Genomic DNA, 23,997 nt, shown 5'->3' with positions numbered 1-23,997 from the left:
TACGAATGAAGAGCAGAATTATCATATTGTTTGGAATCTGGAATTTTTGTTTTGCTGTTTCTGTCAAAGCACAGGATCTGCATTTTTCGCAATTCTTCAATTCACCATTAACAACTAATCCTGCTAATACAGGCTTTATTCCTGAAGGCGACTACCGGTTAGGTGTTAATTTCAGAAACCAGTGGTCTTCAATTATGACATTACCTTATAAAACGATGAGTGCATTTGGAGATTTCCAGGTAATGAAACCCGGGGACGAGGAAAGTGAAAAAGGATGGTTAGGATTAGGTGCTGTTATTTTAAGAGATGTTGCAGGAAGTGGCAATCTTACTTCTACAAAAATTTATGGCTCGGTAGCTTATCATCAGCCATTAGGTTATTCCAGTTTATTGAGTTTGGGTTTTAATACAGGTTGGGTAAATAAACAGATCAGCGTAGGCAATCTTAAATTTCCTGATCAGTTTGATGGACATTTTTTTGATAGCAAATTACCCACTGCAGCCATCTTATCCGCCAATAATATCAGCTACTTTGATATGCAGGTAGGAATGAATTATGCACTATTTCCTAGTGATAATGCATATGTGAATGCAGGCTATTCTGTGCATCATGTAAACAGGCCACGGGAGTCATTCTTTAATAATCTTGCAGACAGTAACAGGCTGGCGAGAAGACATATCGCTTTTCTGAATGGCGTATTTAAATTGAATGATCAGTGGCTGATCAGCCCGAATGCCTATTTCACAATGCAGGCTAAAAGCTGGCAACTGAATATCGGCGCCAATGCACATTACAACCTGAGTGGTGATGGCGAAAAACAATTACTGGCAGGATTATATTTCAGAAGCAAGGATGCGATCATTCCATTGATTGGCTTAGGCTATAAGGATCTTACATTTACTTTTACATACGACGCTACCATCTCCACTATGAGTAATTATAACAATGCAAGAGGAGCATTCGAGTTCTCTTTGATCAAGCAGGGAATGTTCGATCAGTTTACGGGTAACAAACGGGATTTCAAGTGTCCGTCTCTCAGGCAGAATTAAATAAAACAAAGGCTATTGGTATTTTCTGTAATCCCGGAATGGTAAAAAAACCTAGGGAATTGATCCTGTTGATAAAAAAACCAGCGAGAACAATCACCCTGAATTGCCGGATTGCCCTCATTCAAAGAAATTTTTAAGACATTGTGCCCGTTTATAAGTCAATGAAATAGAGCAAGAGAGTTAAAGAATGTATTTGAACCGAAGTAAAATTTTTTGATATAAAATGAGCATTTTTCCGTCAGAATTCACACAATCCATTTATAAGTCCGGTCGTTCCACCTGGGTAGGCTTTGTTATTGTAATTGTTGTAGCTATTATTTCCGCTGTAATTGTGAACCAGGTTTTTGGCCCCTTAACGGATGACAGGGATGTCATCAATTTCATTTTATTGCTGAATGTAACCTTAACTGCCGGCCTGCTTATATTCGGATTCAGGGTTTATAACAGTCGTATCCGCGAATCAATTGCAGAAGGTCGTCATTTGCCGGATAAACTAAACCGCTACCGTTCTGCTATAGCTGTATTTCTTGTTATCTGCACTTTCCCGATTTTTATAGCCTTATTATGTTTTGTCTTTACTGGCAATATTTACATTTTTGTAATAGTGGCGATGTGTTTTGGCGCTGTACTTATGAAGGCCCCTACACGAGCAAGGGCTACATCTGAATTACAGCTTACTTCATCTGAGAAAAAAGAATTCGCTGAATAAAATTTAAAATAGTTGTTTAATAATTTTTCCCGGAATTATTTTATCAGCTGCCAGTCGTAACTTCAAGCTTTATAATGTTCTGAAATTTAACCGCAATATTAAGCTATGAAAAAAATGTTGTTTCTTCTTTTAGCCAACCTTGTTCTTTTAAGCACAATCAAAGCACAGGATGAAGATGAGGATGAAAAAAAAGGTTTTAAGAAAGAAAACCTTTTTACCGGCGGTAGTATATCACTTGCTTTTTACAGCAATACATTTTTAATTGGCGGCAGCCCTGTATTTGGCTATAGTCTTACTAAATGGCTCGATGCCGGTTTAGTAATTAATTATAATTATACATCATACCGGGATGTATACATTTTCGACGACAGGATGCGTCAATCAAACTGGGGTGGTGGTGGTTTTGTAAGATTATATCCTATTAAATTTTTATTTGCACAAGCACAGGCCGAGCATAATTGGATGCAGTTAAAATATATTTATCCCAACGATAGCAGCCCCGATGAAAAAACAAAATTTTCCGGTAACAGCTTTTTAGTTGGCGGCGGTTATTGCACAGGTCGTGAACCCAAAAGCGGACAACCTTTTTATTATCTCTCGATCATGTTTGATATTGGTAATGATATAAATTCGCCTTATACCGATGCATATGGGAGATCAATACCTATCATCAGGGGAGGTTTGGAGATTCCAATATGCCAGGGTAAAAAAAGAAGATAATTACAAATAGGAAATAAAATCTTTTGGTTCATTTAAGATATGAACTCTTTCTTCCAGTTTATCATACAAGAAATTATCTTTTTCTAATTGTTTCAAATGCTCTATCAGGTGATTGTAGAATCCGCCTGAATTCAGGATAAATATTTTCTTGTTGTGAATAGAGAGCTGGTTCCATGTCAGCATTTCAAATAATTCATCTAATGTGCCGAAGCCACCTGCGAGTATCAATGCTGCATCACATAATTCATACAATTTCTTTTTTCGGCTGTGCATATCATCAACAACGATCAATTCGGTAATTCCTTCATGCTGGTGTTCCCACTCGATCAGCAGTTTTGGAATAATGCCAATAACTTTTCCGCCATTATTCATTGTACTATCAGCAATGGCGCCCATTACACCTTTGCTACCGCCACCATAGATCAACGTAATTTTATTTTTACTCAAAATTTTTCCTAACTCTTCCGCGTCATTCACATATACCGGGTTGTTTCCATTTTTTGAGCCGCAAAAGACCGCCAATGATTTTATATTCATACATTTAAATCTGGTTTCAAATCTAAACTTCTAATTGTAATTTATTATGACCCCAGCATTATTATTTTCTTTTGTGATCGGTTATTTCGTCATTTTATTATTGGTAGCCTGGTGGACATCAAGAAAATCCGATAATGAATCTTTCTTTATCGGCAACCGCAATAGTAACTGGATGCTGGTGGCATTTGGAATGATCGGTACTTCACTCAGCGGAGTCACATTTGTAAGTGTACCCGGGGGTGTTGGTAGCGGAAGCTTTTATTATTTTCAAGTTGTATTGGGTTACTTGCTGGGCTACGCAGTTATTGCTTTCGTCTTAATCCCTTTGTATTATAAAATGAATCTTACCAGTATTTATACCTATCTGGAAAAAAGATTCGGGATGAATGCACATAAAGCCGGAGCTTTCTTTTTTATTCTTTCCCGTACGGTTGGAGCTACTGCCAGGTTATATCTTGTAATTAGTGTTCTCCAGATTTTTGTATTTAATCATATTCAATTCATGGGTAAAACAGGGATCCCCTTTGAATTAACAACTCTTGTGATTTTAGGGCTGATTTTACTTTACACTTTTGAAGGCGGTGTAAAAACAATTATTTATACGGATACATTGCAAACGACGGGAATGCTGGTTGGGCTAGTGGTTTGCATAATCGTAATTATAAAAGCATTAGGGACTGACTTTGGTGGTGCATGGACTATGATGACTGAAAAGGGCTACAACAATATTTTTAACTGGGATGTAAAAGCAGGTTCTTATTTCTGGAAACATCTTATCGGGGGAATGTTTATTGCCATTGCAATGACAGGACTTGACCAGGAAATGATGCAAAAAAATATTAGTGTAAAGACACTAAAAGATTCTCAAAAGAATATCATGACTTTCTCCACGATATTAATAATCGTGAATTTTCTTTTTCTTGTCCTGGGAGGTGTTTTATATCTGTATGCGAATGCAAATAATATTAAGGTACCGCCAGATGATCTTTTTCCAACTATTGCTTTGAGTGATACATTCAGCGGAGCAATCGGGATCATTTTTATTATTGCCATTATATCAGCGCTTTTTCCGAGTGTTGATGGCGCAATTACATCTCTTACTTCCTGCTTTTGTATAGATATTTTGGGCATTCAAAAAAGCAATGCTGATGAAAAAGCAAAAAAACGTACAAGACTAAAAGTGCATTTCAGCTTTGCCGTAGTTTTTTTCATACTTGTTCTCATTTTTAAATGGATGAATGACAAGCTCATTATTGATTTCATTCTCAAGTTTGCAGGCGTAACATATGGGCCGCTTCTGGGTTTGTTTGCATTTGGTATTTTAACTAAACGAAAACTGAACGAAAAACTAATTTGGATCGTTTGTATTATAGCGCCATTATTAGCATTAGGTATTGATATGCTGAGTAACCCCGTTTGGTATGAAGTCAAATTGCATATGAAGCTGGGTCTCGATAGTTTGTCAAAAACAATTTTTAACGGTTATAAAATCGGTAATGAACTGATTTTAATAAATGGCATCCTTACTTTTACAGGTTTATGGTTTATATCAAAACCTGAAGCCAATAAACAATAAAATTCTATGAGTCATCCCGTACAAAAATCAAAACAACGTAACTGGACCGAATCGAAAGCACATAGCAGTTGGCAGATATTTAAGATCATGGCAGAGTTTGTTGATGGCTTTGAAGCATTAGCGAAGATCGGACCCTGCCTTTCCATCTTTGGCTCAGCCCGTACAAAACCCGGAGAGCCTTATTATGAATTGACAGTTAAAACCGCTATGTTATTGGCAAAGGAAGGATTCGGCGTTATTACGGGTGGTGGTCCGGGCATTATGGAAGCAGCAAACAAAGGCGCTGCGGAAGGTGGAGGTAAATCAGTTGGGTTAAATATTGAATTGCCGTTTGAACAACATGCAAATGAATTTGTAGATAAAGACCGTAACCTGCATTTTGATTATTTTTTTGTACGCAAGGTCATGTTTACAAAATACTCACAGGCTTTCATCATGATGCCAGGTGGTTTCGGCACCTTGGATGAATTTTTCGAAGTGGCTACATTAATTCAAACAGGTAAAATGCTGCAAGTGCCATTGGTGATGGTAGGTAAAGATTACTGGCAAGGTTTACTTGAGTGGCTGAAAAAAACAGTGCAGGAAAAAGAAAAATATATTTCGCTTGAAGATTTTGATCTATTAAAACTCGTGGACACTCCTGAAGAAGCAGTACAGGAAGTTTTAAATTTCTATTCTAAAAACGCATTGCAACCTAATTTTTAAACAGTCTGCAATCAACAATCAATGACTGAATACTGCCAATTGCAGACTGCCGACTGACAAGTATCTTTGCCGCATGGAATTAATTAATCCATTGGTGCAATCTTATGCCGAAAGCCTGAGTTCTCCCGAAGATGATCTGCTGCAGGAGATAAATAATTTTACCTTAAATAATCACAGTGAATACCAGATGCTGAGCGGTCATTTGCAAGGCAAATTACTGGAGATGTTAAGCTGCATGATCCGGCCCCGCAGAATACTGGAGATTGGAACATTTACCGGCTACAGTGCTATTTGCCTGGCAAAAGGATTAACGGATGATGGTATGCTGCATACCATTGAATTACGGGAAAAAGATGCGAATACTGCTAAAGAATTCTTCAAAAAATCGACTTACGGGGCTAAAATCGTCTGCCACACGGGCAATGCGAAGGATATAATTCCCGTTTTAAATGAAACCTGGGACCTCGTTTTTATTGACGCAGATAAACCTGGCTATATCGATTATTTTAACCTTGTTTTACCGGCTGTCAGGCAAAATGGATTTATTTTCGCAGATAATATATTCTTTCACGGCCAGGTATTGGAAGAACCAGTGTCAGGAAAAAATGGAAAAGCCATGAAAGCATTCAATGAATTTATTGCGGCACGGAATGATATTGAAAAAGTTGCTGTTACTTTGCGGGACGGCTTGTACCTTATAAAAAAACGATAATCCCAATAACTATGTTCGGAAAGAAACTCTTGCTAAGCTTTATTTCAATTTTTACCGCTGCCATACTGGTTGCGCAGGATGAAGCTACGATCCGGGAATATATTTCCAAATACAAAGACATTGCAATTGCTGAAATGCAGCGTACGGGAATTCCTGCATCTATTAAACTGGCGCAGGGCATTCATGAAACCAGTGCCGGTACCAGTGTACTGGTTCAAAAATCAAATAATCATTTCGGGTTAAAATGTAAAACAGAATGGACAGGCATGACCGTAAAGCATACCGATGATGCACCCAATGAATGTTTCAGAAAATATTCTAACCCTGCTGATTCTTATAAAGACCAGTCCGATTATTTGAGAAACACTCCACGTTATGCATCGCTTTTTGAGCTTGACCCTACTGATTATAAAAGCTGGGCAACGGGATTGAAAAGTGCTGGCTATGCTACTAATCCAAAATATGCACCTGTATTGATCAAGCTGATTGAAGAATATGGGTTGCAGGATTATACATTGATCGCATTAGGCAAATTGAAAGAGTCTGATTTAGCAAATAAAATTTCAATTACTGACCCCGTAATGATTCAGCCAGGTCCTGCAGAAGAAATAGTTCTGCCAGAACCAGTAAAACCCTCATATCCTACTGGTGAGTTTAAAATAAATGAAACCAAAGTTGTATATATCACAAAAGGAACATCTTATCTATCTGTCGCACAACAATACAATATTCCGCTAGCAAGAATTTTTGACTTTAATGATATGAAAGAGACCGAAGCAGCCGATAAAGACAGGTTGATCTACCTGATGCGGAAAAGAAAAACAGGTAACAATGAATTTCATATTGTAAGACCCGGCGAAACACTCCATGATATTGCACAGGAGGAAGCAATCAGGATTGAATCTTTGCTCGAATACAACTACCTTTCTTATAATCAAAAACCAGCAATTGGTGAAAAACTAAACCTGCTCACAAAAGCAGCGGCACAGCCAAAACTTGCTTTGAATGAAAATGTAAATCTGGGTTTTGCAAAAATCAATAATGAAAAGCAATCCGTAGTTGTAAGCGCAGAAGGAAAAACAGGAACACTTGAACATGTAGTGGCACAGAAAGAAACGATTTATTCTATTGCCCGTAGGTACGATGTAAAAATTGAGGATATTGTAAAGTGGAATAGCCTGCAGGGTTATGATCTGAAAACAGGACAGCAGTTAAAAATAATTAAGCTTTAAGATTCATGGCGATTGTAAACGTTCACGACAAAAAATTTGAAACTTATCTTTCAGATGAAATGATTCAGAAGCGAGTAAAAGAAATTGCTGAACAGATAAATAAGGAATATGCAGGCAAACGTCCGCTGTTTATTGCTATACTGAATGGTTCATTCATGTTTGCATCTGATTTGTTCAAGAACCTGGCGTTGGAGGCAGAGATTTGTTTTATTAAGCTGGCATCATATAAAGGGATGAAATCTTCCGGAAAGGTTGTATCTACTATCGGTCTAGAAGAAGATATTTTTGGAAAGGATGTGATGATTGTAGAAGATATTGTCGATACCGGTAAAACGTTACATCATTTTTTGCCCAAACTGATGCATATGCAGCCGAAGTCATTGAAGATAGCAACGCTGTTGCACAAGCCTGAAGCAACTGAGTATCCATTAACACTTGACTATATTGGTTTTTCCATCCCCAATAAATTTGTGGTTGGTTATGGACTTGATTATTCCGGACTAGGTAGAAATCTTAAGGAAATTTACCAACTGGTTTAAAACCTTATCACACACACTGCAATTTTTGTATTTTACACTATTAATAAACCTGTGTGAAACCGCTGATTAGCATTGCCATATTTTTTTACTTCATTTCGCCTGTTTTTTCACAGGATTATTATATCCGTGGCGAAACAAGGGATGAGGCAGGTAATATTTTGCAAAATGTCAAGATACTCCAGCAAACAACCGGGTTAATTTTTCGTTCAGGGTCTTACGGCACTTTTGGAATTACTACTAAGAATAAGCCTGATACTTTTTTGTTTTCCCTTGATGGCTTCCGGTCGGAAAGGGTAGTAGTAAATTCAGAGGAGTATGTAAAAGTGCAATTAAAAATTGCGCCTACTACGAATATCAATGTTAAGAAAGATAAACTTTCGTCACTTACAAAAGACTTATCAAGAGAGGTCCAACGCAAATGGTTCACAGCCGATGAAACTTATACCAGCCTGCTGGAAAACCAGTTTGTAAAAGCAGATAAATTTCCGCTTACCGGAATATCATTGAATATTGACCGTGCTTCTTACAGCAATATACGCAGGTTTATTTCGCAGGGTGCTTTGGTGCCACCCGATGCAGTGCGGATAGAAGAGATGCTGAACTATTTTAATCTCGGATATCGTCAACCCGATGCGGATAAGATCTTTCATATAAAATCAACCCTTACTTCCTGCCCATGGAATAATGACAACCAGCTTTTCTTAGTTAATCTTTCAGCACAAAAAATAAATACAGATTTATTACCACCTACCCATCTTGTTTTTCTTATTGATGTTTCTGGTTCAATGGAGATCACCAACAGGTTGCCCTTATTGAAGTCAGCATTTCGTTTGCTGGTTAATAACCTGCGTGAACAAGATACTGTTTCAATAGTTGTTTACGGCGGTGCATTAGGTATTATGCTGCAACCAACATCTGGAAATGAAAAAGCAAAAATCATTAAAGCAATTGATGAATTGGCTGCAGGTGGATCTACCCCTGGTGAGGCTGGCATCCGTACAGCCTATGGTTTGGCAAAACATCATTTCATAAAAGATGGAAATAACCGTGTGATACTTGCAACGGATGGAGATTTCAATGTCGGATTAAAAACAGAAGATGAGCTTGACCAGTTGATCTCCCAGCACCGGGAGTCGGGAATTTATCTGACCTGTCTGGGTGTAGGTATGGGAAATTTAAAGGATTCAAAAATTCATACACTAGCAACCAAGGGCAATGGCAATTATGCATACATAGATTCATATACAGAAGCAGAGAAAGTCTTGCTGAAAGAATTTACGCAGACCTTATATACTGTTGCCGATAAAGTTTTTATGAATGTCAATTTCAATGCTGAATTTGTAAAAGAATATAGATTGGTTGGTTTCGATAATAAAGCTGGCGAAATTGCTGATTCACTTACCAATATCGAAGGAGGAGAAATTGGTTCCGGGTTTTCAATGACAGCAGTTTTTGAGATCATTCCAACCGAAAAAAATAATTCGGCAATTCAAACCGGTTTAGCTTCCGGAAACCTGGCGGATTTAAATGTAGAATATAGCCTTCCGGCAGATACTATACGCAGGCTATTTCCGTACGGTTGTGATTTTCGCTTTTCACGATTCAAGGAAATTGATAAATGTCAGCGTTTTTCCGCTGCTGTGGCAATGTTTGGCTCTAAACTCCGTGCCTCCCCTTTTACTAAGAATGTTGAATGGAACGATATCATTTCAATGGCAAATTCATCCGCTGATGCTAATGATATTCAACAAAAAGAATTTGTTAGCATAGTAGAAAAGGCAAAAGGACTTTATATAAAGTCAAAGAAGAAAAAAAAGAGATCTAAAAAAGAAGAAGGCGAATAGAGCTTAAGAAAACATATCTCTCACCTTATCAAAAAATCCTTTATCGTTTTTATCCGGGTTGGGTTTGAAATTATTGGACTGACTTAATTTTTCCAGCGCCACTTTTTCTTCTGCACTTATATTTTGTGGTGTCCATACACTCACATGAATTAACTGGTCACCTTTTTCATAAGAGTTAACAGCCGGAAAGCCTTTTCCTTTCAATCGGAAAACTTTTCCACTTTGTGTTCCGGCAGGTATTTTAATTTTTGCACGGCCGTCAATAGTAGGTACTTCCACCTGCGTGCCAAATACTACATCTGTAAATGACAAATGCAGATCAAAGGCAACATTCAATCCTTCACGTTGCAGTTCTTTATGTTGTTCTTCTTCTATAAGGATTATCAAATCGCCATTCATACCGCCACGTTCACCAGCATTTCCTTTGCCACTCAGTGTCAGTTGCATTCCTTCCTGCACGCCGGCGGGAATTTCAATCGAAATATTTTCTTCCGCATATACTCTTCCTTCACCTTTACAGTTTCCGCATTTTGCTGTTATAGTAGAGCCTTCACCATTACAGGTAGGGCAGGTAGTTACGGTTTGCATTTGTCCGAGAAAAGTATTCTGCACTCTTCTTACCTGGCCGCTGCCGCCGCAAGTATTACAAGCCTGTACACTTCCTTTATCTTTTGCGCCACTGCCACCGCATGTGCTACAGGCAACATGTTTTTTTACTTTGATATTTTTTGTAACGCCTTTTGCAATTTCTTCATAAGTCAATTTTAGTTTGATGCGGAGATTGCTTCCTCTTACACCACGGCTGCGGTGACCGCCTCTTTGTTTTCCACCAGCACCTCCACCAAAAAAACTTCCGAACATATCATCGCCGAATATATCACCGAACTGGCTGAAGATATCTTCCATATTCATACCACCACCACCCTGGTAGCCCCCACGTCCGTTGCCACTTACACCTGCATGACCGTAACGATCGTACTGGGCTTTCTTATCTGCATCGCTGAGTATTTCGTAAGCCTCTGCTGCTTCTTTAAATTTTTCCTCTGATGATTTATCTCCTGGATTGCGGTCAGGATGATGTTGCATAGCCACTTTACGGTATGCTTTTTTAATTTCATCCCCTGATGCGCCTTTTGCAACGCCTAATATTTCGTAGAAATCTCTTTTTGCCACTTAAAATTAATTAACCAATTAATGAATCTTATTTTCCTACAACCACTTTTGCAAACCGAATGATCTTATCGTTGAGATAATATCCTTTTGTCACTTCGTCCATTACCTTGCCTTTCATATCTTCATTAGGCGCAGGTATTTCGGTAATGGCCTCATGCAGGTCAGTATTAAATTCTGTATTTACTGCCTCCATTACTTTCAATCCTCTTGCCTGCAGTTTGTTTCTGAGCTTATTAAAAATGAGAGTAACACCATCTTTCAGCTGGTTAACATCATCACTTGTTTCAAACTGCTTTTGTGCACGGTCACAATCATCCAGCACATCCAGCAGTTCAGTGATCACTTCACGGCCGGCAGTTACTATCAGCTCCAGTCGTTCTTTTGCATTTCGTTTTCTGAAATTGTCGAACTCGGCCGTTTTGCGCAGTAATTTATCCTTCATTTCTGCCAGCTCAGCTCTCAGTTTCTCGATCTCCGATTCTTCAGCAACAGGTTCATTCAGGTGGCTGGTACCACTCATATTTTCATCTGTGTTAATATCAATTCCGGGTTCGTTTTCTGGGGTAATGGGCTCTTTTTCTGTCATATCCTTCTTTGTCATTTTTTCAGTATTGTGTGCAAAGGTAGGGTTGTCAAGAATACTGCCAACAGCGGGTTTCGGGACATTTTGTCCTTGAAGACCAACAACGTATGTCATACTTCCAAACAATGGCATAGGTTTGCAAAACTTATGAATAAAGTTTACCTGAATAGAAAGATTTCTAACCGTATTGTCAGCGGCCATCCCTGGATCTTTAATAATGAAGTAGAGAAGGTAGAAGGCAATGTAACCGGGGGAGAAGTAGTCGAAGTTTTTTCTCATGATAAGAAATTCATTGGCAAAGGATATATTAATCCCAAATCTCAGATATTGGTTCGTTTGCTCACCCGTGATAAACAGGATGTGATCAATGATGAGTTTTTTCACCGGCGTATACAGCAGTGCTGGGAATACAGGAAAAAATTAGGTTATACAGAAAATTGCCGGCTTGTTTTTGGAGAAGCCGATGAACTACCGCAACTGATCATCGATAAGTTTAATGATTACTTCGTTATTCAAACACTGGCATTAGGGATTGATGTATGGAAACCGGCGATCGTGAAGGCATTGCAAACTATTTTCAATCCTAAAGGAATTTATGAACGCAATGATGTACCGGTTCGTGAGCTGGAGGGATTGCCTCAACAAAAAGGATTTTTATCAGCTTCGTTTGATACAAAAATTATCATCAATGAAAACGGTTTGAATTTTCATGTAGATATTGAGAACGGGCAAAAGACCGGATATTTTTTGGATCAACAAGATAACCGCCGCGCCATTCAGCATATTGTAAAAGGAGCAGACGTACTCGGTGCATTTACCTATACGGGCACTTTTGAAATTCATGCTGCACATTATGGTGCCAAATCAGTTTTAGGAATTGATATTTCTGAAAATGCTGTGCAACAGGCAAACAAAAATGCTGAATTGAATAATTTTGATTCTATTTGTAAATTCGAAGCAGCCAATGCATTTGATGTATTAAAAAAGTGGGGTAAAGATGGGAGACAATATGATGTGGTAATGCTGGATCCGCCTGCATTTACCAAAAGCAGGGAAACAATTGAGAAAGCGATTGCGGGGTATAAAGAAATTAATTTACGAGGAATGAAACTCCTAAAGCCCGGAGGATTTTTAGTTACATCATCATGCACTAATCTTGTAAATCCAAAAATGTTTTTGGAGATCATTGGAATGGCTGCAAAAGATGCAAGAAGAAAAATAAGACAAGTTTGTTTTCAACCACAGGCTGCTGATCATCCGATTGTGCCGGGTATAGAGACAACGGAGTATTTGAAATTTTTAATTGTTGAGGTGAGATAAAAAAACTTATTAAGTAATGATTACAAAAGAAAAAATAAGGATTTTTAAAAAATACGATGGCGATGGTGATGCTTGGTTAAGAGGAGCATGGCCTTGGAACAGAAGAAAAATGAATGGAGAGGACTGGGGATTGATAGCACAATTAATTCAAGATATAAAACTTGTTGAAAAGGGGCTTGCGTCGGAATCCTATGCAAATAATTTGGAAAATACATTGAAGGAAAATTGCAAGGATGCCGAGACAATAAATGAATTAAGAAGAGTTTCTAAATTATTATAAAGATTACTTCGACACCTGGAACTTTCCAGACTTAACCAATCTTCCAGTTGCATCGGAGAGATGATAGATATAAACGCCACGAGTATATTCCTCCAGCGTTATTGTAGCCTTCTGTGAAAAATTGGATTTCTCGTACATTTTTCTTCCGAGAAAATTATAGACAATCAGTGTATAATTAGCAGTATTCGTTTTCTCAAGCTCAATATTAATAAAGGTATTTGCAGGTACGGGATAAGTCTTTACAACAATATCTCCCGGTGTTCCCGGTGTGGTCCTGTTAGCCTGCGCATTTGCGTAGCTGGCAATCAAGATAAAGGATAATATGGTAATGAGGCGTTTCAACGTAGTGGCTTATGCCTTTATTGCCCTAAAACTAAGCCAAATTATTCATTCAGTTAACGCAAAAACCGCAATTTTTTATGAAAAATCCCTACTAATTGGCTAAACGGCGCATTTATAGGATGAAAAAGCTCAGTTCAATTGTTCCAATGTCTTGTTAATTGCTGCAAAATCTGGAATTAGTCCGGCATTTTCCAGCACTTCGGCATAGCGAATGATTCCTTCTTTATCTATTACAAATGCCGAACGTTTGGAAACTCCTTTCATATTATACCCGAACATTTCATAAATGGTATCATAAAGTCTTGAAACATCTTTATTGAAATCGCTGAGTAAGGTAAAATTCAATTTCTGGTCTTCTTTATATTTTGCCAGTGTATGCAAAGCATCTACTGATATTCCAAACACCGTTGCATTTGCATGATTGTACCAACCTATATTATCCCTGATAGAACATAATTCTTTTGTACAAGTGCTGGTGAAAGCTAACGGAAAAAACAAAAGCAAAACATTCTTACCTTTTAGCTGAGAAAGTGTTACCTGGGTTTTATCGCTTGCATAAAGTGTAAAATCAGGGGCAGGTTGTCCAACTTCTATTTTCATAATTTTAATTTTGTCAAATTAGTTCGCTATAATTTCAAGTTAGTTTCTTTAACTTCAAAGAAACAAATAACCTTTTGAAAGGTTGTCATTTGTTTATTTTTTACCTTAAACCAACCGTTATGAACAAGTACATTACAGAATTTATCGGAACCTTTTTTTTAGTAATGGCAGTAGGGATGGCATCAACAATGGGAGCTATGGCCCCTGTTGCCATCGGTGCCACATTGATGGTGATGATCTATGCAGGGGGTCATATTTCCGGGGCGCATTACAATCCTGCAGTTACACTTGCAGTTATGCTTCGCGGACGAATTAGTATGAACGAAGCATTGCCTTATATGCTTGTACAAGTAGCAGGTGCAGCAGTAGCGGCACTAATTTGCAGCCAGGTTCTGGAAATAAAAGGTGCAGGTGATTGTGCTGTTGCAGAAGGCAATACTATTAAAGCATTGGTTGGTGAAATATTAGGAACTTTTGCACTGGCATATGTGGTGCTGAATGTAGCAACTTCAAAAGCAAATTCAGGTAACAGTTATTTTGGCCTTGCAATCGGTTTTACAGTAACAGCCATGGCATATACTTTTGGAGGATTCAGCGGGGGAGCATTTAATCCGGCTGTTGCGATTGGACAATCAGTTGCAGGTAATTTTTGCTGGGCTAATATCTGGATCTATTTAGTTGGATGTTTCGGTGGTGCTGCGCTTGCAGCAGTTGTATTTAATGTGAATAACCCTAATGATAAATAAAAATTGCTGAGCATACTAAAAAGCGAAACAGATACTGTTTCGCTTTTTTATTTCATTTAAAACCGTGGGCATCTCATATACTCAACGGTGGAATTATTTTTCCTGGATCCGATGTATGAAACGGATAATTCAAAACCTCCGCGACCATAGCTGCTCGGTTTTAGTTTTGAAATATTAGCATCATAGCTTATCGCTACAGAGAAGGGATTGTAATCTAATTTGATCACAGGTATCAACGCATCATTCCATCTTAAGAATGCACCGGCGTGAAGAGTATATAAAGGATTGTCCGGGTCTTCACCTAATTTAAACCCATACATAGCGCCGGCAATCATTTCTTTAGCCCCCGCCTGCATGCTGTAATCCCCTTGTAATGTCAAATAGCTATAATCAGTAACAGCAAACTTTATGCCTCCGCTGAAAACATATTTAGGCGCCAGTTGCAATCCCATGTTCTGGTAAAAAGAATTTTTCGGCTTATTAAAATGATGATAAGCAGCACCAATAAAGAAATTATTATCAGGATTTGCATTTACCTGCGAATTAAAACTCATACCAACGGCACCATCAGCATACGTATAAGATGCAGATTGAAAGTATTCACCATCCGTTCCATTATCATACGTACTATTAGTTGTCATCTTGCTTCTGTCGAACCGGCGGTTTACAATACCTCCCATAAAGCCTAAGGATAAATAAGTATTCCAGTCATTGCTCAACGATTTATGATAGTTGATAGCAGGCAATGCATGTGCTGACGTCCATCCAATCGTTCCTGCTTTATCAAATAACATTTGTATACCGGTTGTTATAAAATCATTTGCTTTACCAATCGGCATTTTAATTTCTGCATTCAACGAGCCTGTTCTATATGCATTCGTTACACTGTTCCATTGGTCGCGGTACACAGCCTGTGCCCTGATATCTCCTTTAAAAATTCCTGCCAGTGACGGATTGCGCAGCAATGGCGCTTCAAAAAATTGGGAGAAATGAATATCCTGTCCCTGCATTGTTAATGCAGACGATAAAAAGCAAATGATCATTATAGTATGTAACGGTTTCATTATTGTCTTATCGGATTAGAGCAATGTTGCCTGAATATTTTATTAACTCACCATTTGCACATAATATTTCCAATTGATAAATATATACATCAGATTGAGCAGGTTTTCCTTTGTAATTACCATTCCAGCCTGAGCCAGGATTGTTAACGGGAACCTCCCTGTTTTCAAATACAACTTCTCCCCACCTGTTGAAGATGCGTAATGTTTTTACCCGGAATATGCCTGTGCCTCTTAAATAGAATACATCGTTGCTGCCATCGCCATTAGGAGAAAAAGTATTTGGTACAAAAAAGTTTTGGCCTGTACAAATCACCTGAACGGTAACATCTCCTTTATTAATACAACCATATCTGTCTGTGACTGTAACACTGTATTTAGTCGTAAATTGAGGATTAGCTTCTGGCCGTGGACAATTAGTACAGTCAAGCCTGGTTGGTGGAAGCCAATTATAGGAAACAATTGGTCCTGTATAATTCATAGCAAGCTCTGTTGACGTTCCTGAAATAATAGTGATCGGATCTGTTACAGGAGTTGCTGTAGGTAGTGGTACTACATTTATATTCGTTCTAGCCGTATCTGCACAACCAAGTTTGTTGGAAGCGATCAATTGAACTGGATAATTGCCAGGGCTATTATAAGAAACAGCAACTTGTTGCGTTTGAGCAGTATTCCCATTTCCTAATGTCCATTGCCATTTAATAGTTGAATCAGGTTGAAACAATACTCCTGAAAATATTTCTGATTTATTAACACACAAAGTATCAAGTATGTTAAGAGATAACACAGGGGTAGGATATACCCGAACTGTATCGAAAAACGAACGTGAACATTGGTTTACCGTAGTTACGGTCAAAGTAACAATATATGTATCGGCTCCATTATAAAAGTGAGAAGGGTCAGTTGCGGTACTTGTTGTGCCGTCACCAAAATTCCATACGTTTGAAATAATCGGGTCATTACTTAAAGAATAGTTTGTAAAAAACACTTCACTAGTGTCACAAAACTCTTTTTTGTCTTTTCCAAACAAAGGAATAGCACCATATACTATGACAGGAGAGGCTGCAGAAACAACCGCATTACAACCAAATTTGTCCGTTAAAATCAAGTAGGGAAAGAAATTTCCTGGCGAATTATAAGTATGTGTAAGACTGGTTCGGCGTGTTGTATCCGAACTACCATCGCCAAAATAAAATTGGAAATTAAAACCAACTGGAACAGAGATATTGAAATTTGTTGTAATTGAATGGCAGGCAGTATCGGGCCCAAGAGTGATTTGTGTTGCTAAAGCCGGGTTATACAAGTTAACTGTTTTACTTGCAGAGTCAATGCAACCACCAGGACCAGTAAGATATAATGTTGCAGTATATGCTCCATATGCATTATAAAAATGTGAAGGGTTTAATGCAGCATTGCTGCTGCCATCACCGAAATCCCATAAATGGCTTTGATAATTAGACCCCTGGAAAACAAAACTTGTTTGCAATGGAATACAAATACCGGAGCTATCTATTATATCAAAAGCCGCCCGCGGACTCCTGATATAAATATAATTTGTTTTAAGTACAGAATCCTTGCAGCCTGCTGCATCCTGAATGGTAAGCTTAACGTTGTAAATATTATCACCCAATGGATATATATGTGTAGGATTCTGTAATGTGGATGTTCCTCCATCTCCAAAGCTCCAGTTATATGTCAATCCGGAACCTGAAGACGTATCGGTAAACTGTAATGCCGCTAAAGGACAATAAAAACTATCCGCCCTGAAAGCGGCTACAGGTCTTGTGATCAAAACTGAATTTGGAAGTGTAATTGTATCTGCACAGTTAGCATTGTCTTTTATTGCAAGTGAGACAGTATAACTGCCGGTTTGAGTATAGGTATGGGTAAAAGGCGAAGAAGTAAATGTTTGTTGATTGCCATCTCCGAAATTCCAATTCCATTGTGTAATTGGAGATGCATTGGGAATTGATAGATCGGTAAAACTTATAGTACTGTTTACGCAACCACCCGGACCGTTTACTGAGAAATTTGCACGAGGGCCACTCACTACAATAAAATTAGAAAGTAGAGTTGTGTCAAAACACCCATTAATGTCTTCAATGGTTAATGCTACGTCATAGCTGCCATAATTTCCCAAACTATAATTAAGGGTACGTGTAGTATCATTAATCGCTGTAGCTCCGATCAACCATGAATAATCCCTGATATTAGCTGGGTTGCTGACAACGGCATTAAGTGTAAAGACCTCACTTTTACAAACAGGATTTTTATTGATTGTAAAACTTGGCGTCTCGTTGACCAGTATGATCTGTCTCGATCTTTGATAAGAGCAGGCGCCATTTGTAACGATTAACGTTGCAGTATAGGTACCGTAGGCAGGATAGGTAAATGTTGGTGGTGGTAAACCAAAGAAAATTGTATTAGCAGGATCACCCATCCTCCATTCATAAGTAATGGGGCCATAAATAGGATTGGTTAATGAACTGTCCAGGAATGTTGCACGCAGACGATTATTGCAATCTACCATGTAACCAAATTTGGCTACGGGTGGAAGAATCTGTATTGGCCGAAAGGCTGAATCGCGGCAACCATTATTCGAAACAACGAGTTTAACTGTTAATGCTCCAGTATCCTCATAAATATGCTGTGGATTTTGAAGAGTAGAAAAAAGACTATCGCCAAAATCCCAATCCCACTCAACAAATGCGCCAGGTGAGGTTACTGAAAGATCTGTAAACTGAACAGGAGTGCTTGCACATACATTATTCGGGGTAAAGCTAAAATTGACTGTAGGCCTTGTACCAGTTCTTACTCCGTTAGGTATGGTAATGGTTTCAGTACATCCTGTTTGAGTTGTGACAGTCAGACTGATTGTATAATTTCCCGCTGTATTGTAAATATGAGTAGGAAATTGTGTTGTATAAATTCCACCCGGCTCTCCTAAATCCCATAAATAACTAATAATATTATCAACAGATTGTATTTGTGGAATAGGGCTATAGCTAAAAGGAATGCAACCGCCAGTAGGGGCATTTGCTATTGCTACAGTAGTGTTGAGGATTTTGATCAATTGCGGCTTCGTTATTGTATTCGTGCATCCTCCCGGAAGTGTTATGGTTAGAGAAACATCAAAAACTCCTCCACTCGTATAGGTATGCGATGGATTTTGAAGATTGGATGTTCCTCCATCACCAAAATTCCATAGCCAGGTTGAAGCAGCAGGACTTATATCGGTAAACTGAACTGTAAAAGGAGAACGACATGCTGTACTATCGTTCAAAGTGAAATTAACAGGAGGTTGACTTGTTATAGTTACATTTCGTGTAATGGAGTCTATGCAGTTTCCATAATTATTAATCAGCTTTACCGGATATGTTCCACCTGATAAGAATGTTTTATCAGGATTGATCTGTGACGAAGTAGTACCATCACCGAAGTCCCAGAAAGATGATATCGGTGCCGGTGAAGAATTGTTTTGAAAAGTTATCATTTGCCCAATGCAAATGCTTGGAGGTATATTGAAATTTGTCGTTTTGCCTGTGATCACTACATTTTTTGTTATTGTACCACTACACCCGAGATCACTTTGAACATTAAGACGTACAGTATAAGTGCCGGCAGCAGCATAAGTGGCAGAAGGATTTTGTAAGGTTGAAGTAGGACCGCCGTTTCCAAAATCCCAAACATAACTTAGCGTTCCCGGTCCACTCGAGAGATCCTGAAAGTTAATAGTGAACGGAGCCTGGCAGGTGCCTGGTTGTGAGAAACTAAAATCTGCAGTAATACCGCTTACAATACGAATGTACCTTCCGATTGAAGTAAAACTTTGACAACCTGTTGTGCTGGTTATTCTCAATGAAACAGTATAAAACCCTATAGCAGTATAAGTATGTGAAGGGTTTTGAGAAGTTGAAGTAAAGCCATCTCCAAAATCCCATAGCCAACTTATAATTGTCCCAGCACCGGGAGGAACCGTAGACTGATCCGTAAACTGAATGGTTGCTGGTGCGCAGGCAGTTGTAATATTAGCTGATAGACTTGCTGAGGGAGAAGGTGTGACTGTTATGAAGTTCGTTTTAATCTCTTCATCAATTCCAGCTGAATTTCTCACGACGAGTCTCACAGTATATGTTCCAGGTATGGAATAATTCACTATAGGATTTCGGAGAGTGGATAATTGTCCGTTTCCAAAATCCCAGTTCCAGGAAGTCGGGTTGCCGGTTGATAAATCCTGGAATGAAACAATTAATGGGGAACAACCTGATCTTGGTGTAGCTGAAAAATTTGCGACAGGCGAGGTCTGCCCAAAACCAATAATGGTAAATAGTAAAAGGTGGAATAATATTCCCGCAGTTTTCTGGTGTATATGAATTAAATATTTTCCCAAGGGTTCAAAAATTTCCTTGTTGCTATTAAGTATTATCAAAAATCATCCCGCATATTGGTCATAAGAGGAGTTTGACAAAACCTGCAACAGGTTGTTTAATTCATAGGGGGTATGGAAAAACAGAAGATTACAGCTTTTCAAGCCGCATATTCTTTACATCTGAGCCAACAGTTTGCGTGGCTACAACATAGGTCCAGCTATTATTTGTAATGTTCCAATTGCCATTTATCAATTGCAATGGATTTACAGCAGAAGGAAAATTGGCCGAAGTGGTCATGGTACTGGCATTGCCATCCCAGGTCCCGGTTTTTTCCACAATGCCATTTTTTATAGCATCCACAGTTTTGTTACTGTAGTATTGAAATTTATAACCATTAAAATCTGATGTGATATTCGTTCCGTTGAGTGAAAAACTGGTAATTGACCATTGACCATCGGTCATTGCCTTTATTACAAGGTCCTGGTAAATATTCTCCTTGGCTTTTTTACAGGATAGGGTAAAAACAAAAAAGGTGATTAATGGTAAAAGTCGTTTCATAAGTTACACAAAATACAGCTTCAAGACCGTTTATACAACACGATAAGGCTATTATAACGCCAAACCGGGTACAAAATTTTGCATTGATTTTGAAAAGTTTAGAACTCAAAACAGAAGCTTAAGACTGAAAATTCATTAGTTTAGGCCAATTTTTAAAGATGAGAGGAATTTTTATAGCCATTGTCACTTTAGGGTTTACACATTTATTAGCTGGTCAGACCCCGTCCCAAGCATTAAATAGATGGTCTGCCAGGTCCCCGATTGAAAAAGTTTATTTGCATACGGACAGGGAAGAATACCTGGCTGGCGAAACAGTATGGTTTAAAGCCTATTTATATGCAGAATATATTCCGGATTCAATCAGTTCGGTTGTATATGCAGAATTATATGATCAAAACCAGCAACTGGTCAATCGGGCTATATTGCCGGTAATAGATGGGGATGCTTTTGGTGATATTGATATACCCGTTACGGCCACATCCGGTAATTATTTTATCAGGGCTTACTCACCAACTATGCTTAATCATGATCATGAGTTTTTATACTCAAAAAAGATCAGGGTTGTTGGTAAAGGAAAAATGCCAGCGGTTGCGGAAGATAAAACATTGCGGATAGAATTTTTTCCGGAGGGTGGAAATCTTGTCAACGGATTCTCGGGTGCTGTGGCATTTAAAATAACTAATAAGTCCGGTGTACCTGTAAATGGAGTTGGCGTTATCAGAGATCAGAATGGTGATTCGATCTTATCTTTTGAAAGTTATCATGACGGAATGGGGCTATTTGAAATAGAATCAAAGCAAGGAGTTTCATATTATGCTCAATTGACTGGCGATGCTAGCTCAGAAAAATTTCAGTTGCCCCAAGCTGTTGAAAAAGGAATTGCCTTCAGCCTGATGCCTGACCCGCAAGGAATTTATTATTCAATAAAACATCGCAAAGATGAAACTGCATTTGCCGCTTCATACATGATTGGTCAAATGGGCCATCGTGTAGTTTTTGAAAAACAGTTCAATTCAAAAGAAGATTGGGTAACAGGGGTAATTAATTTGGACAAACTATATTCTGGCATTTTACAAGTAACCGTTTTTAATATCAATGGTATTCCATTGGCAGAAAGGCTATGGTTTGTAGATAACAAAGAATATTTACTCAAAGGAGATTTAAAACCCGATACATTAAACTTTAATAAGAAAGCTCTCAATCAGATTACATTGTCGATCAGGGATACCATCATCGGGAGTTTTTCATTGTCAATAACCGATCCTGACCTGAGTGCAAATGAACTGAGAACAGAAAGTATCATTTCAAATTTGCTTCTTATCAGCGATCTGAAAGGATATATTCATAACCCGGTTTATTATTTTTCTACTGATAATGATTCGGTAAAAACAGCTTTGGACCTTGTGATGATGACCAATGGCTGGCGCAGGTTTAAATGGGTTGATCTGTTAGCTGGTAAAGCTTCACCGGTTACTTACATCGACCCGAAATATATTTCTTTGAAAGGACAGATCAATGAAAGAGATTCTAAAAAACCGGTGCCTGATAAGGAACTTGTTGTGTTAATTAAAACTCCCAAGAATGCAAGCAATACCAGCCGGATGATAAAAACAGATGCAAAAGGAAATTATAAACTCGACTCATTGATCTTCTATGGACGTTCAAGAATTCTTTTCAGTGATATCAGGGGCAAAAAAAGTAAATGGATCGATATAATTAATAATTCAGATAGTCTTTCAAAATCCTATTCGCTTGCTAAGATCAATACGAGTTTATTTCCTTCAATTTCTCCTCATGCTTTGGCATCTGTTATAGACGGAAGATTGAAAAATGCCCACGAAAGTCTTTCAGTGTTTGATAATACACTGGAAGAAGTGATTGTAAGTGCCCGTAAGAAAAGCCCTTTAGAACTAATGGATGAAAAATATACCAACGGTATGTTTTCCGGTAATGCCATGAAAACGCTTGATCTTTTAAATGCAGATGATGTCTTTGGTTATTCTTCCATATTCGAATATATTGAAGCAAGGATACCCGGAGTTACTGTTGCAAAAGACGGGTTTGATTACACTATTTATTACCGGCAGGCAGTTACGATGAGTGCAAGCGGGCCAATTCCCATGACAATATTTTTAAATGAAATGCAAACAGATATCGCCTTTGTTTCTGTTATTCCGATAACTGAAATTGCAATGGTAAAAATCTACAATTCGTTTGTTGGTGTTAGCGGCAATGCACCGGGAGGTGTATTATCTATTTACACAAAAAAGGGTTCTGACCTTTTTAAGGATATGCCTTCATCTTCTGATGTGTTTGAGTACAGCGGTTTTTCATTTATCCGTGAATTTTATTCTCCCAATTACAGTATTGATTCATTGAAAATGCAAAATGACAATCGTATAACACTGCTTTGGAAACCGGATATCTATTTACGCACCATCAACCCTGTTGTACCGATCCGGTTTTATAATAATGATAATAGTAAACGATTTAAAGTGATAGTGGAAGGAATGACAAAAGATGGCAAAATGATCTTTCTCGAAAAAATATTTGCAGCGCCTCCGCTAAAAGGATTCTGATAATAAAAAATCCCGCAGCGCTGCGGGATTTTTTTAAAATATGTTTATTGATCTTATTTAGGAAAATTCGGATTGGCTTTTACTTCTTCCATTTGCTTTCTGTGTCTTTCTGTATGTGCAGTCATAAATAGTGCCATCTGGTAACAATCAACAGTTCCAAATGGCATTTGAACCATGTGGTTTCTCAAATCTTCTGTTGTCGTTTTTACATACTTTATATGTTCGGCACGCATTTCCTTAAATGCATTCATGGCTTCTTCCATTGATTTATAAGGGGTGTTCTGCGGCTCCAATGGCGGGAATGTTTTTACTTTCTTTTCGCGGCTTTCTACTGTGGCCACTACCTGTTCATCAGTCATTTTTACCTCAGATCTTTTATCGGGAGTAGCCTGGCCTTTCATGGCGGCTTCCATCATATCCCATATTCCTTTTTCTGTAATTGCAATATGATACATACATTCTTTTACTGACCAGGATTCAGCGGAAGGCTTGAAATTTAATTGGGCATCTGACAAACCTTTTACTGATTGCATCAGGCTTGTCTTATGATCTTTCATCAGGGTAGTCGCATATTTTCTTTCTTTTTTTGAAAGCGAAGTGTTCCGGAGCGTACCAGCAAGCCCTGAAATAACCAGCAAGGTCAGCAGCAGGCGACCATAAGTTCTTTTTAACATAGCAGGAGTTTTAAATGAATAATAAAACCATGAGTGATCATGAGGGGCAGGAAAGGGGAGCAAAAGTTACAAAAGATTTTCATTCCGC

General features: G+C 38.3%; 22 protein-coding genes. 13 read left to right on the top strand and 9 right to left on the bottom strand.

From position 1 onward, the window contains the following. Positions 1-5: 5 nt before the first annotated feature. The 3 genes from E6H07_00920 to E6H07_00910 all read left to right on the top strand — a co-directional run bounded on the left by E6H07_00920 (position 6) and on the right by E6H07_00910 (position 2,478). Positions 6-1,049 carry a type IX secretion system membrane protein PorP/SprF gene (locus E6H07_00920; GenBank protein ID TMI64510.1) on the top strand — a complete coding sequence of 348 codons (1,044 nt, stop codon included), beginning with the start codon at positions 6-8 and terminating at the stop codon, positions 1,047-1,049. Between the two features lie 223 nt (positions 1,050-1,272). After that, positions 1,273-1,758, top strand: coding sequence for a hypothetical protein (locus E6H07_00915; protein ID TMI64509.1), 486 nt, complete (start codon positions 1,273-1,275; stop codon positions 1,756-1,758). 105 nt (positions 1,759-1,863) lie between these two features. Next, entirely contained in the window at positions 1,864-2,478 is a 615-nt protein-coding gene (locus E6H07_00910; GenBank protein TMI64508.1) for a hypothetical protein, read from the top strand. On the opposite strand, the gene E6H07_00905 is transcribed toward E6H07_00910, so the two are convergent. Then, a complete protein-coding gene (locus tag E6H07_00905) occupies positions 2,479-3,015 on the bottom strand; it encodes a TIGR00730 family Rossman fold protein (protein TMI64507.1) in 537 nt (178 codons plus the stop codon). It lies immediately after the preceding gene. A 46-nt stretch (positions 3,016-3,061) separates the two neighbouring features. On the opposite strand from E6H07_00905, the gene E6H07_00900 reads away from it, so the two are divergent. The 6 genes from E6H07_00900 (at position 3,062) to E6H07_00875 (ending at position 9,623) form a co-directional block, all read left to right on the top strand. Continuing rightward, positions 3,062-4,591, top strand: coding sequence for a sodium:solute symporter (locus E6H07_00900; protein ID TMI64506.1), 1,530 nt, complete (start codon positions 3,062-3,064; stop codon positions 4,589-4,591). Between the two features lie 6 nt (positions 4,592-4,597). Next, positions 4,598-5,296, top strand: coding sequence for a TIGR00730 family Rossman fold protein (locus E6H07_00895; protein TMI64505.1), 699 nt, complete (start codon positions 4,598-4,600; stop codon positions 5,294-5,296). A gap of 73 nt (positions 5,297-5,369) precedes the next feature. Next, on the top strand, positions 5,370-6,008 hold the full coding sequence (locus tag E6H07_00890; GenBank protein TMI64504.1) for an O-methyltransferase: 639 nt from the start codon (positions 5,370-5,372) through the stop codon (positions 6,006-6,008). A gap of 11 nt (positions 6,009-6,019) precedes the next feature. Next, positions 6,020-7,240, top strand: coding sequence for a LysM peptidoglycan-binding domain-containing protein (locus E6H07_00885; protein TMI64503.1), 1,221 nt, complete (start codon positions 6,020-6,022; stop codon positions 7,238-7,240). 5 nt (positions 7,241-7,245) lie between these two features. Then, a complete protein-coding gene (gene hpt, locus E6H07_00880) occupies positions 7,246-7,779 on the top strand; it encodes a hypoxanthine phosphoribosyltransferase (protein TMI64502.1) in 534 nt (177 codons plus the stop codon). Between the two features lie 53 nt (positions 7,780-7,832). Then, positions 7,833-9,623: a VWA domain-containing protein gene (locus tag E6H07_00875; protein ID TMI64501.1), complete on the top strand. Its 1,791-nt coding sequence runs from the start codon at positions 7,833-7,835 to the stop codon at positions 9,621-9,623. Between the two features lie 3 nt (positions 9,624-9,626). On the opposite strand, the gene dnaJ is transcribed toward E6H07_00875, so the two are convergent. Both dnaJ and E6H07_00865 read right to left on the bottom strand, forming a co-directional pair. Continuing rightward, positions 9,627-10,796 carry a molecular chaperone DnaJ gene (gene dnaJ / locus E6H07_00870; GenBank protein TMI64500.1) on the bottom strand — a complete coding sequence of 390 codons (1,170 nt, stop codon included), beginning with the start codon at positions 10,794-10,796 and terminating at the stop codon, positions 9,627-9,629. Positions 10,797-10,824: 28 nt separating this feature from the next. Further along, positions 10,825-11,397 (bottom strand): nucleotide exchange factor GrpE, encoded by a 573-nt coding sequence (locus tag E6H07_00865; GenBank protein TMI66429.1) that lies wholly within the window; start codon positions 11,395-11,397, stop codon positions 10,825-10,827. 129 nt (positions 11,398-11,526) lie between these two features. On the opposite strand from E6H07_00865, the gene E6H07_00860 reads away from it, so the two are divergent. Together E6H07_00860 and E6H07_00855 are read left to right on the top strand one after the other, a co-directional pair. Continuing rightward, positions 11,527-12,699: a class I SAM-dependent rRNA methyltransferase gene (locus tag E6H07_00860; GenBank protein ID TMI64499.1), complete on the top strand. Its 1,173-nt coding sequence runs from the start codon at positions 11,527-11,529 to the stop codon at positions 12,697-12,699. Between the two features lie 16 nt (positions 12,700-12,715). After that, positions 12,716-12,979: a hypothetical protein gene (locus E6H07_00855; GenBank protein ID TMI64498.1), complete on the top strand. Its 264-nt coding sequence runs from the start codon at positions 12,716-12,718 to the stop codon at positions 12,977-12,979. A gap of 3 nt (positions 12,980-12,982) precedes the next feature. Here E6H07_00855 and E6H07_00850 read toward each other — a convergent pair whose 3' ends face one another. Both E6H07_00850 and E6H07_00845 read right to left on the bottom strand, forming a co-directional pair. Next, complete coding sequence (locus E6H07_00850; GenBank protein ID TMI64497.1) at positions 12,983-13,321, bottom strand: T9SS type A sorting domain-containing protein; 339 nt, start codon at positions 13,319-13,321, stop codon at positions 12,983-12,985. A 129-nt stretch (positions 13,322-13,450) separates the two neighbouring features. Continuing rightward, a complete protein-coding gene (locus E6H07_00845; GenBank protein ID TMI64496.1) occupies positions 13,451-13,921 on the bottom strand; it encodes a redoxin domain-containing protein in 471 nt (156 codons plus the stop codon). A 119-nt stretch (positions 13,922-14,040) separates the two neighbouring features. Here E6H07_00845 and E6H07_00840 point away from each other — a divergent pair, with 119 nt between their 5' ends. Continuing rightward, positions 14,041-14,667 (top strand): porin, encoded by a 627-nt coding sequence (locus E6H07_00840; protein ID TMI64495.1) that lies wholly within the window; start codon positions 14,041-14,043, stop codon positions 14,665-14,667. Positions 14,668-14,723: 56 nt separating this feature from the next. Here the strand turns inward: E6H07_00840 and E6H07_00835 are convergent, their stop codons facing one another. The 3 genes from E6H07_00835 to E6H07_00825 all read right to left on the bottom strand — a co-directional run bounded on the left by E6H07_00835 (position 14,724) and on the right by E6H07_00825 (position 20,656). Beyond that, a complete protein-coding gene (locus E6H07_00835; GenBank protein ID TMI64494.1) occupies positions 14,724-15,731 on the bottom strand; it encodes a type IX secretion system membrane protein PorP/SprF in 1,008 nt (335 codons plus the stop codon). Positions 15,732-15,738: 7 nt separating this feature from the next. Further along, positions 15,739-20,157 (bottom strand): PKD domain-containing protein, encoded by a 4,419-nt coding sequence (locus tag E6H07_00830; protein TMI64493.1) that lies wholly within the window; start codon positions 20,155-20,157, stop codon positions 15,739-15,741. 88 nt (positions 20,158-20,245) lie between these two features. Next, positions 20,246-20,656 carry a hypothetical protein gene (locus tag E6H07_00825; GenBank protein TMI64492.1) on the bottom strand — a complete coding sequence of 137 codons (411 nt, stop codon included), beginning with the start codon at positions 20,654-20,656 and terminating at the stop codon, positions 20,246-20,248. 158 nt (positions 20,657-20,814) lie between these two features. Here E6H07_00825 and E6H07_00820 point away from each other — a divergent pair, with 158 nt between their 5' ends. After that, the gene (locus E6H07_00820; GenBank protein TMI64491.1) at positions 20,815-23,235 is read left to right on the top strand and encodes a hypothetical protein; all 2,421 of its coding nucleotides are present in this window, start codon (positions 20,815-20,817) and stop codon (positions 23,233-23,235) included. A 53-nt stretch (positions 23,236-23,288) separates the two neighbouring features. On the opposite strand, the gene E6H07_00815 is transcribed toward E6H07_00820, so the two are convergent. Next, entirely contained in the window at positions 23,289-23,909 is a 621-nt protein-coding gene (locus tag E6H07_00815) for a DinB family protein (GenBank protein ID TMI64490.1), read from the bottom strand. Between the last annotated feature and the right edge of the window lie 88 nt (positions 23,910-23,997).

It is taken from the genome of Bacteroidota bacterium (assembly GCA_005882315.1).
Classification (GTDB): domain Bacteria; phylum Bacteroidota; class Bacteroidia; order Chitinophagales; family Chitinophagaceae; genus VBAR01.
The sequence above is the reverse complement of the archived record's forward strand: the minus strand, read 5'-3'. Positions and strand labels throughout refer to the sequence as shown.

Bases quoted from the DNA above. Each gene is read 5' to 3' on its own strand.
- hpt (TMI64502.1), top strand. From the start codon at position 7,246: ATGGCGATTGTAAACGTTCACGACAAAAAATTTGAAACTTATCTTTCA.
- E6H07_00835 (TMI64494.1), bottom strand. From the start codon at position 15,731: ATGAAACCGTTACATACTATAATGATCATTTGCTTTTTATCGTCTGCA.
- E6H07_00815 (TMI64490.1), bottom strand. From the start codon at position 23,909: ATGTTAAAAAGAACTTATGGTCGCCTGCTGCTGACCTTGCTGGTTATT.
- E6H07_00865 (TMI66429.1), bottom strand. From the start codon at position 11,397: ATGACAAAGAAGGATATGACAGAAAAAGAGCCCATTACCCCAGAAAAC.
- E6H07_00825 (TMI64492.1), bottom strand. From the start codon at position 20,656: ATGAAACGACTTTTACCATTAATCACCTTTTTTGTTTTTACCCTATCC.
- E6H07_00855 (TMI64498.1), top strand. From the start codon at position 12,716: ATGATTACAAAAGAAAAAATAAGGATTTTTAAAAAATACGATGGCGAT.
- E6H07_00885 (TMI64503.1), top strand. From the start codon at position 6,020: ATGTTCGGAAAGAAACTCTTGCTAAGCTTTATTTCAATTTTTACCGCT.
- E6H07_00915 (TMI64509.1), top strand. From the start codon at position 1,273: ATGAGCATTTTTCCGTCAGAATTCACACAATCCATTTATAAGTCCGGT.
- E6H07_00820 (TMI64491.1), top strand. From the start codon at position 20,815: ATGAGAGGAATTTTTATAGCCATTGTCACTTTAGGGTTTACACATTTA.
- E6H07_00860 (TMI64499.1), top strand. From the start codon at position 11,527: ATGAATAAAGTTTACCTGAATAGAAAGATTTCTAACCGTATTGTCAGC.
- E6H07_00905 (TMI64507.1), bottom strand. From the start codon at position 3,015: ATGAATATAAAATCATTGGCGGTCTTTTGCGGCTCAAAAAATGGAAAC.
- E6H07_00890 (TMI64504.1), top strand. From the start codon at position 5,370: ATGGAATTAATTAATCCATTGGTGCAATCTTATGCCGAAAGCCTGAGT.
- E6H07_00845 (TMI64496.1), bottom strand. From the start codon at position 13,921: ATGAAAATAGAAGTTGGACAACCTGCCCCTGATTTTACACTTTATGCA.
- E6H07_00900 (TMI64506.1), top strand. From the start codon at position 3,062: ATGACCCCAGCATTATTATTTTCTTTTGTGATCGGTTATTTCGTCATT.
- E6H07_00920 (TMI64510.1), top strand. From the start codon at position 6: ATGAAGAGCAGAATTATCATATTGTTTGGAATCTGGAATTTTTGTTTT.
- E6H07_00910 (TMI64508.1), top strand. From the start codon at position 1,864: ATGAAAAAAATGTTGTTTCTTCTTTTAGCCAACCTTGTTCTTTTAAGC.
- E6H07_00895 (TMI64505.1), top strand. From the start codon at position 4,598: ATGAGTCATCCCGTACAAAAATCAAAACAACGTAACTGGACCGAATCG.
- E6H07_00840 (TMI64495.1), top strand. From the start codon at position 14,041: ATGAACAAGTACATTACAGAATTTATCGGAACCTTTTTTTTAGTAATG.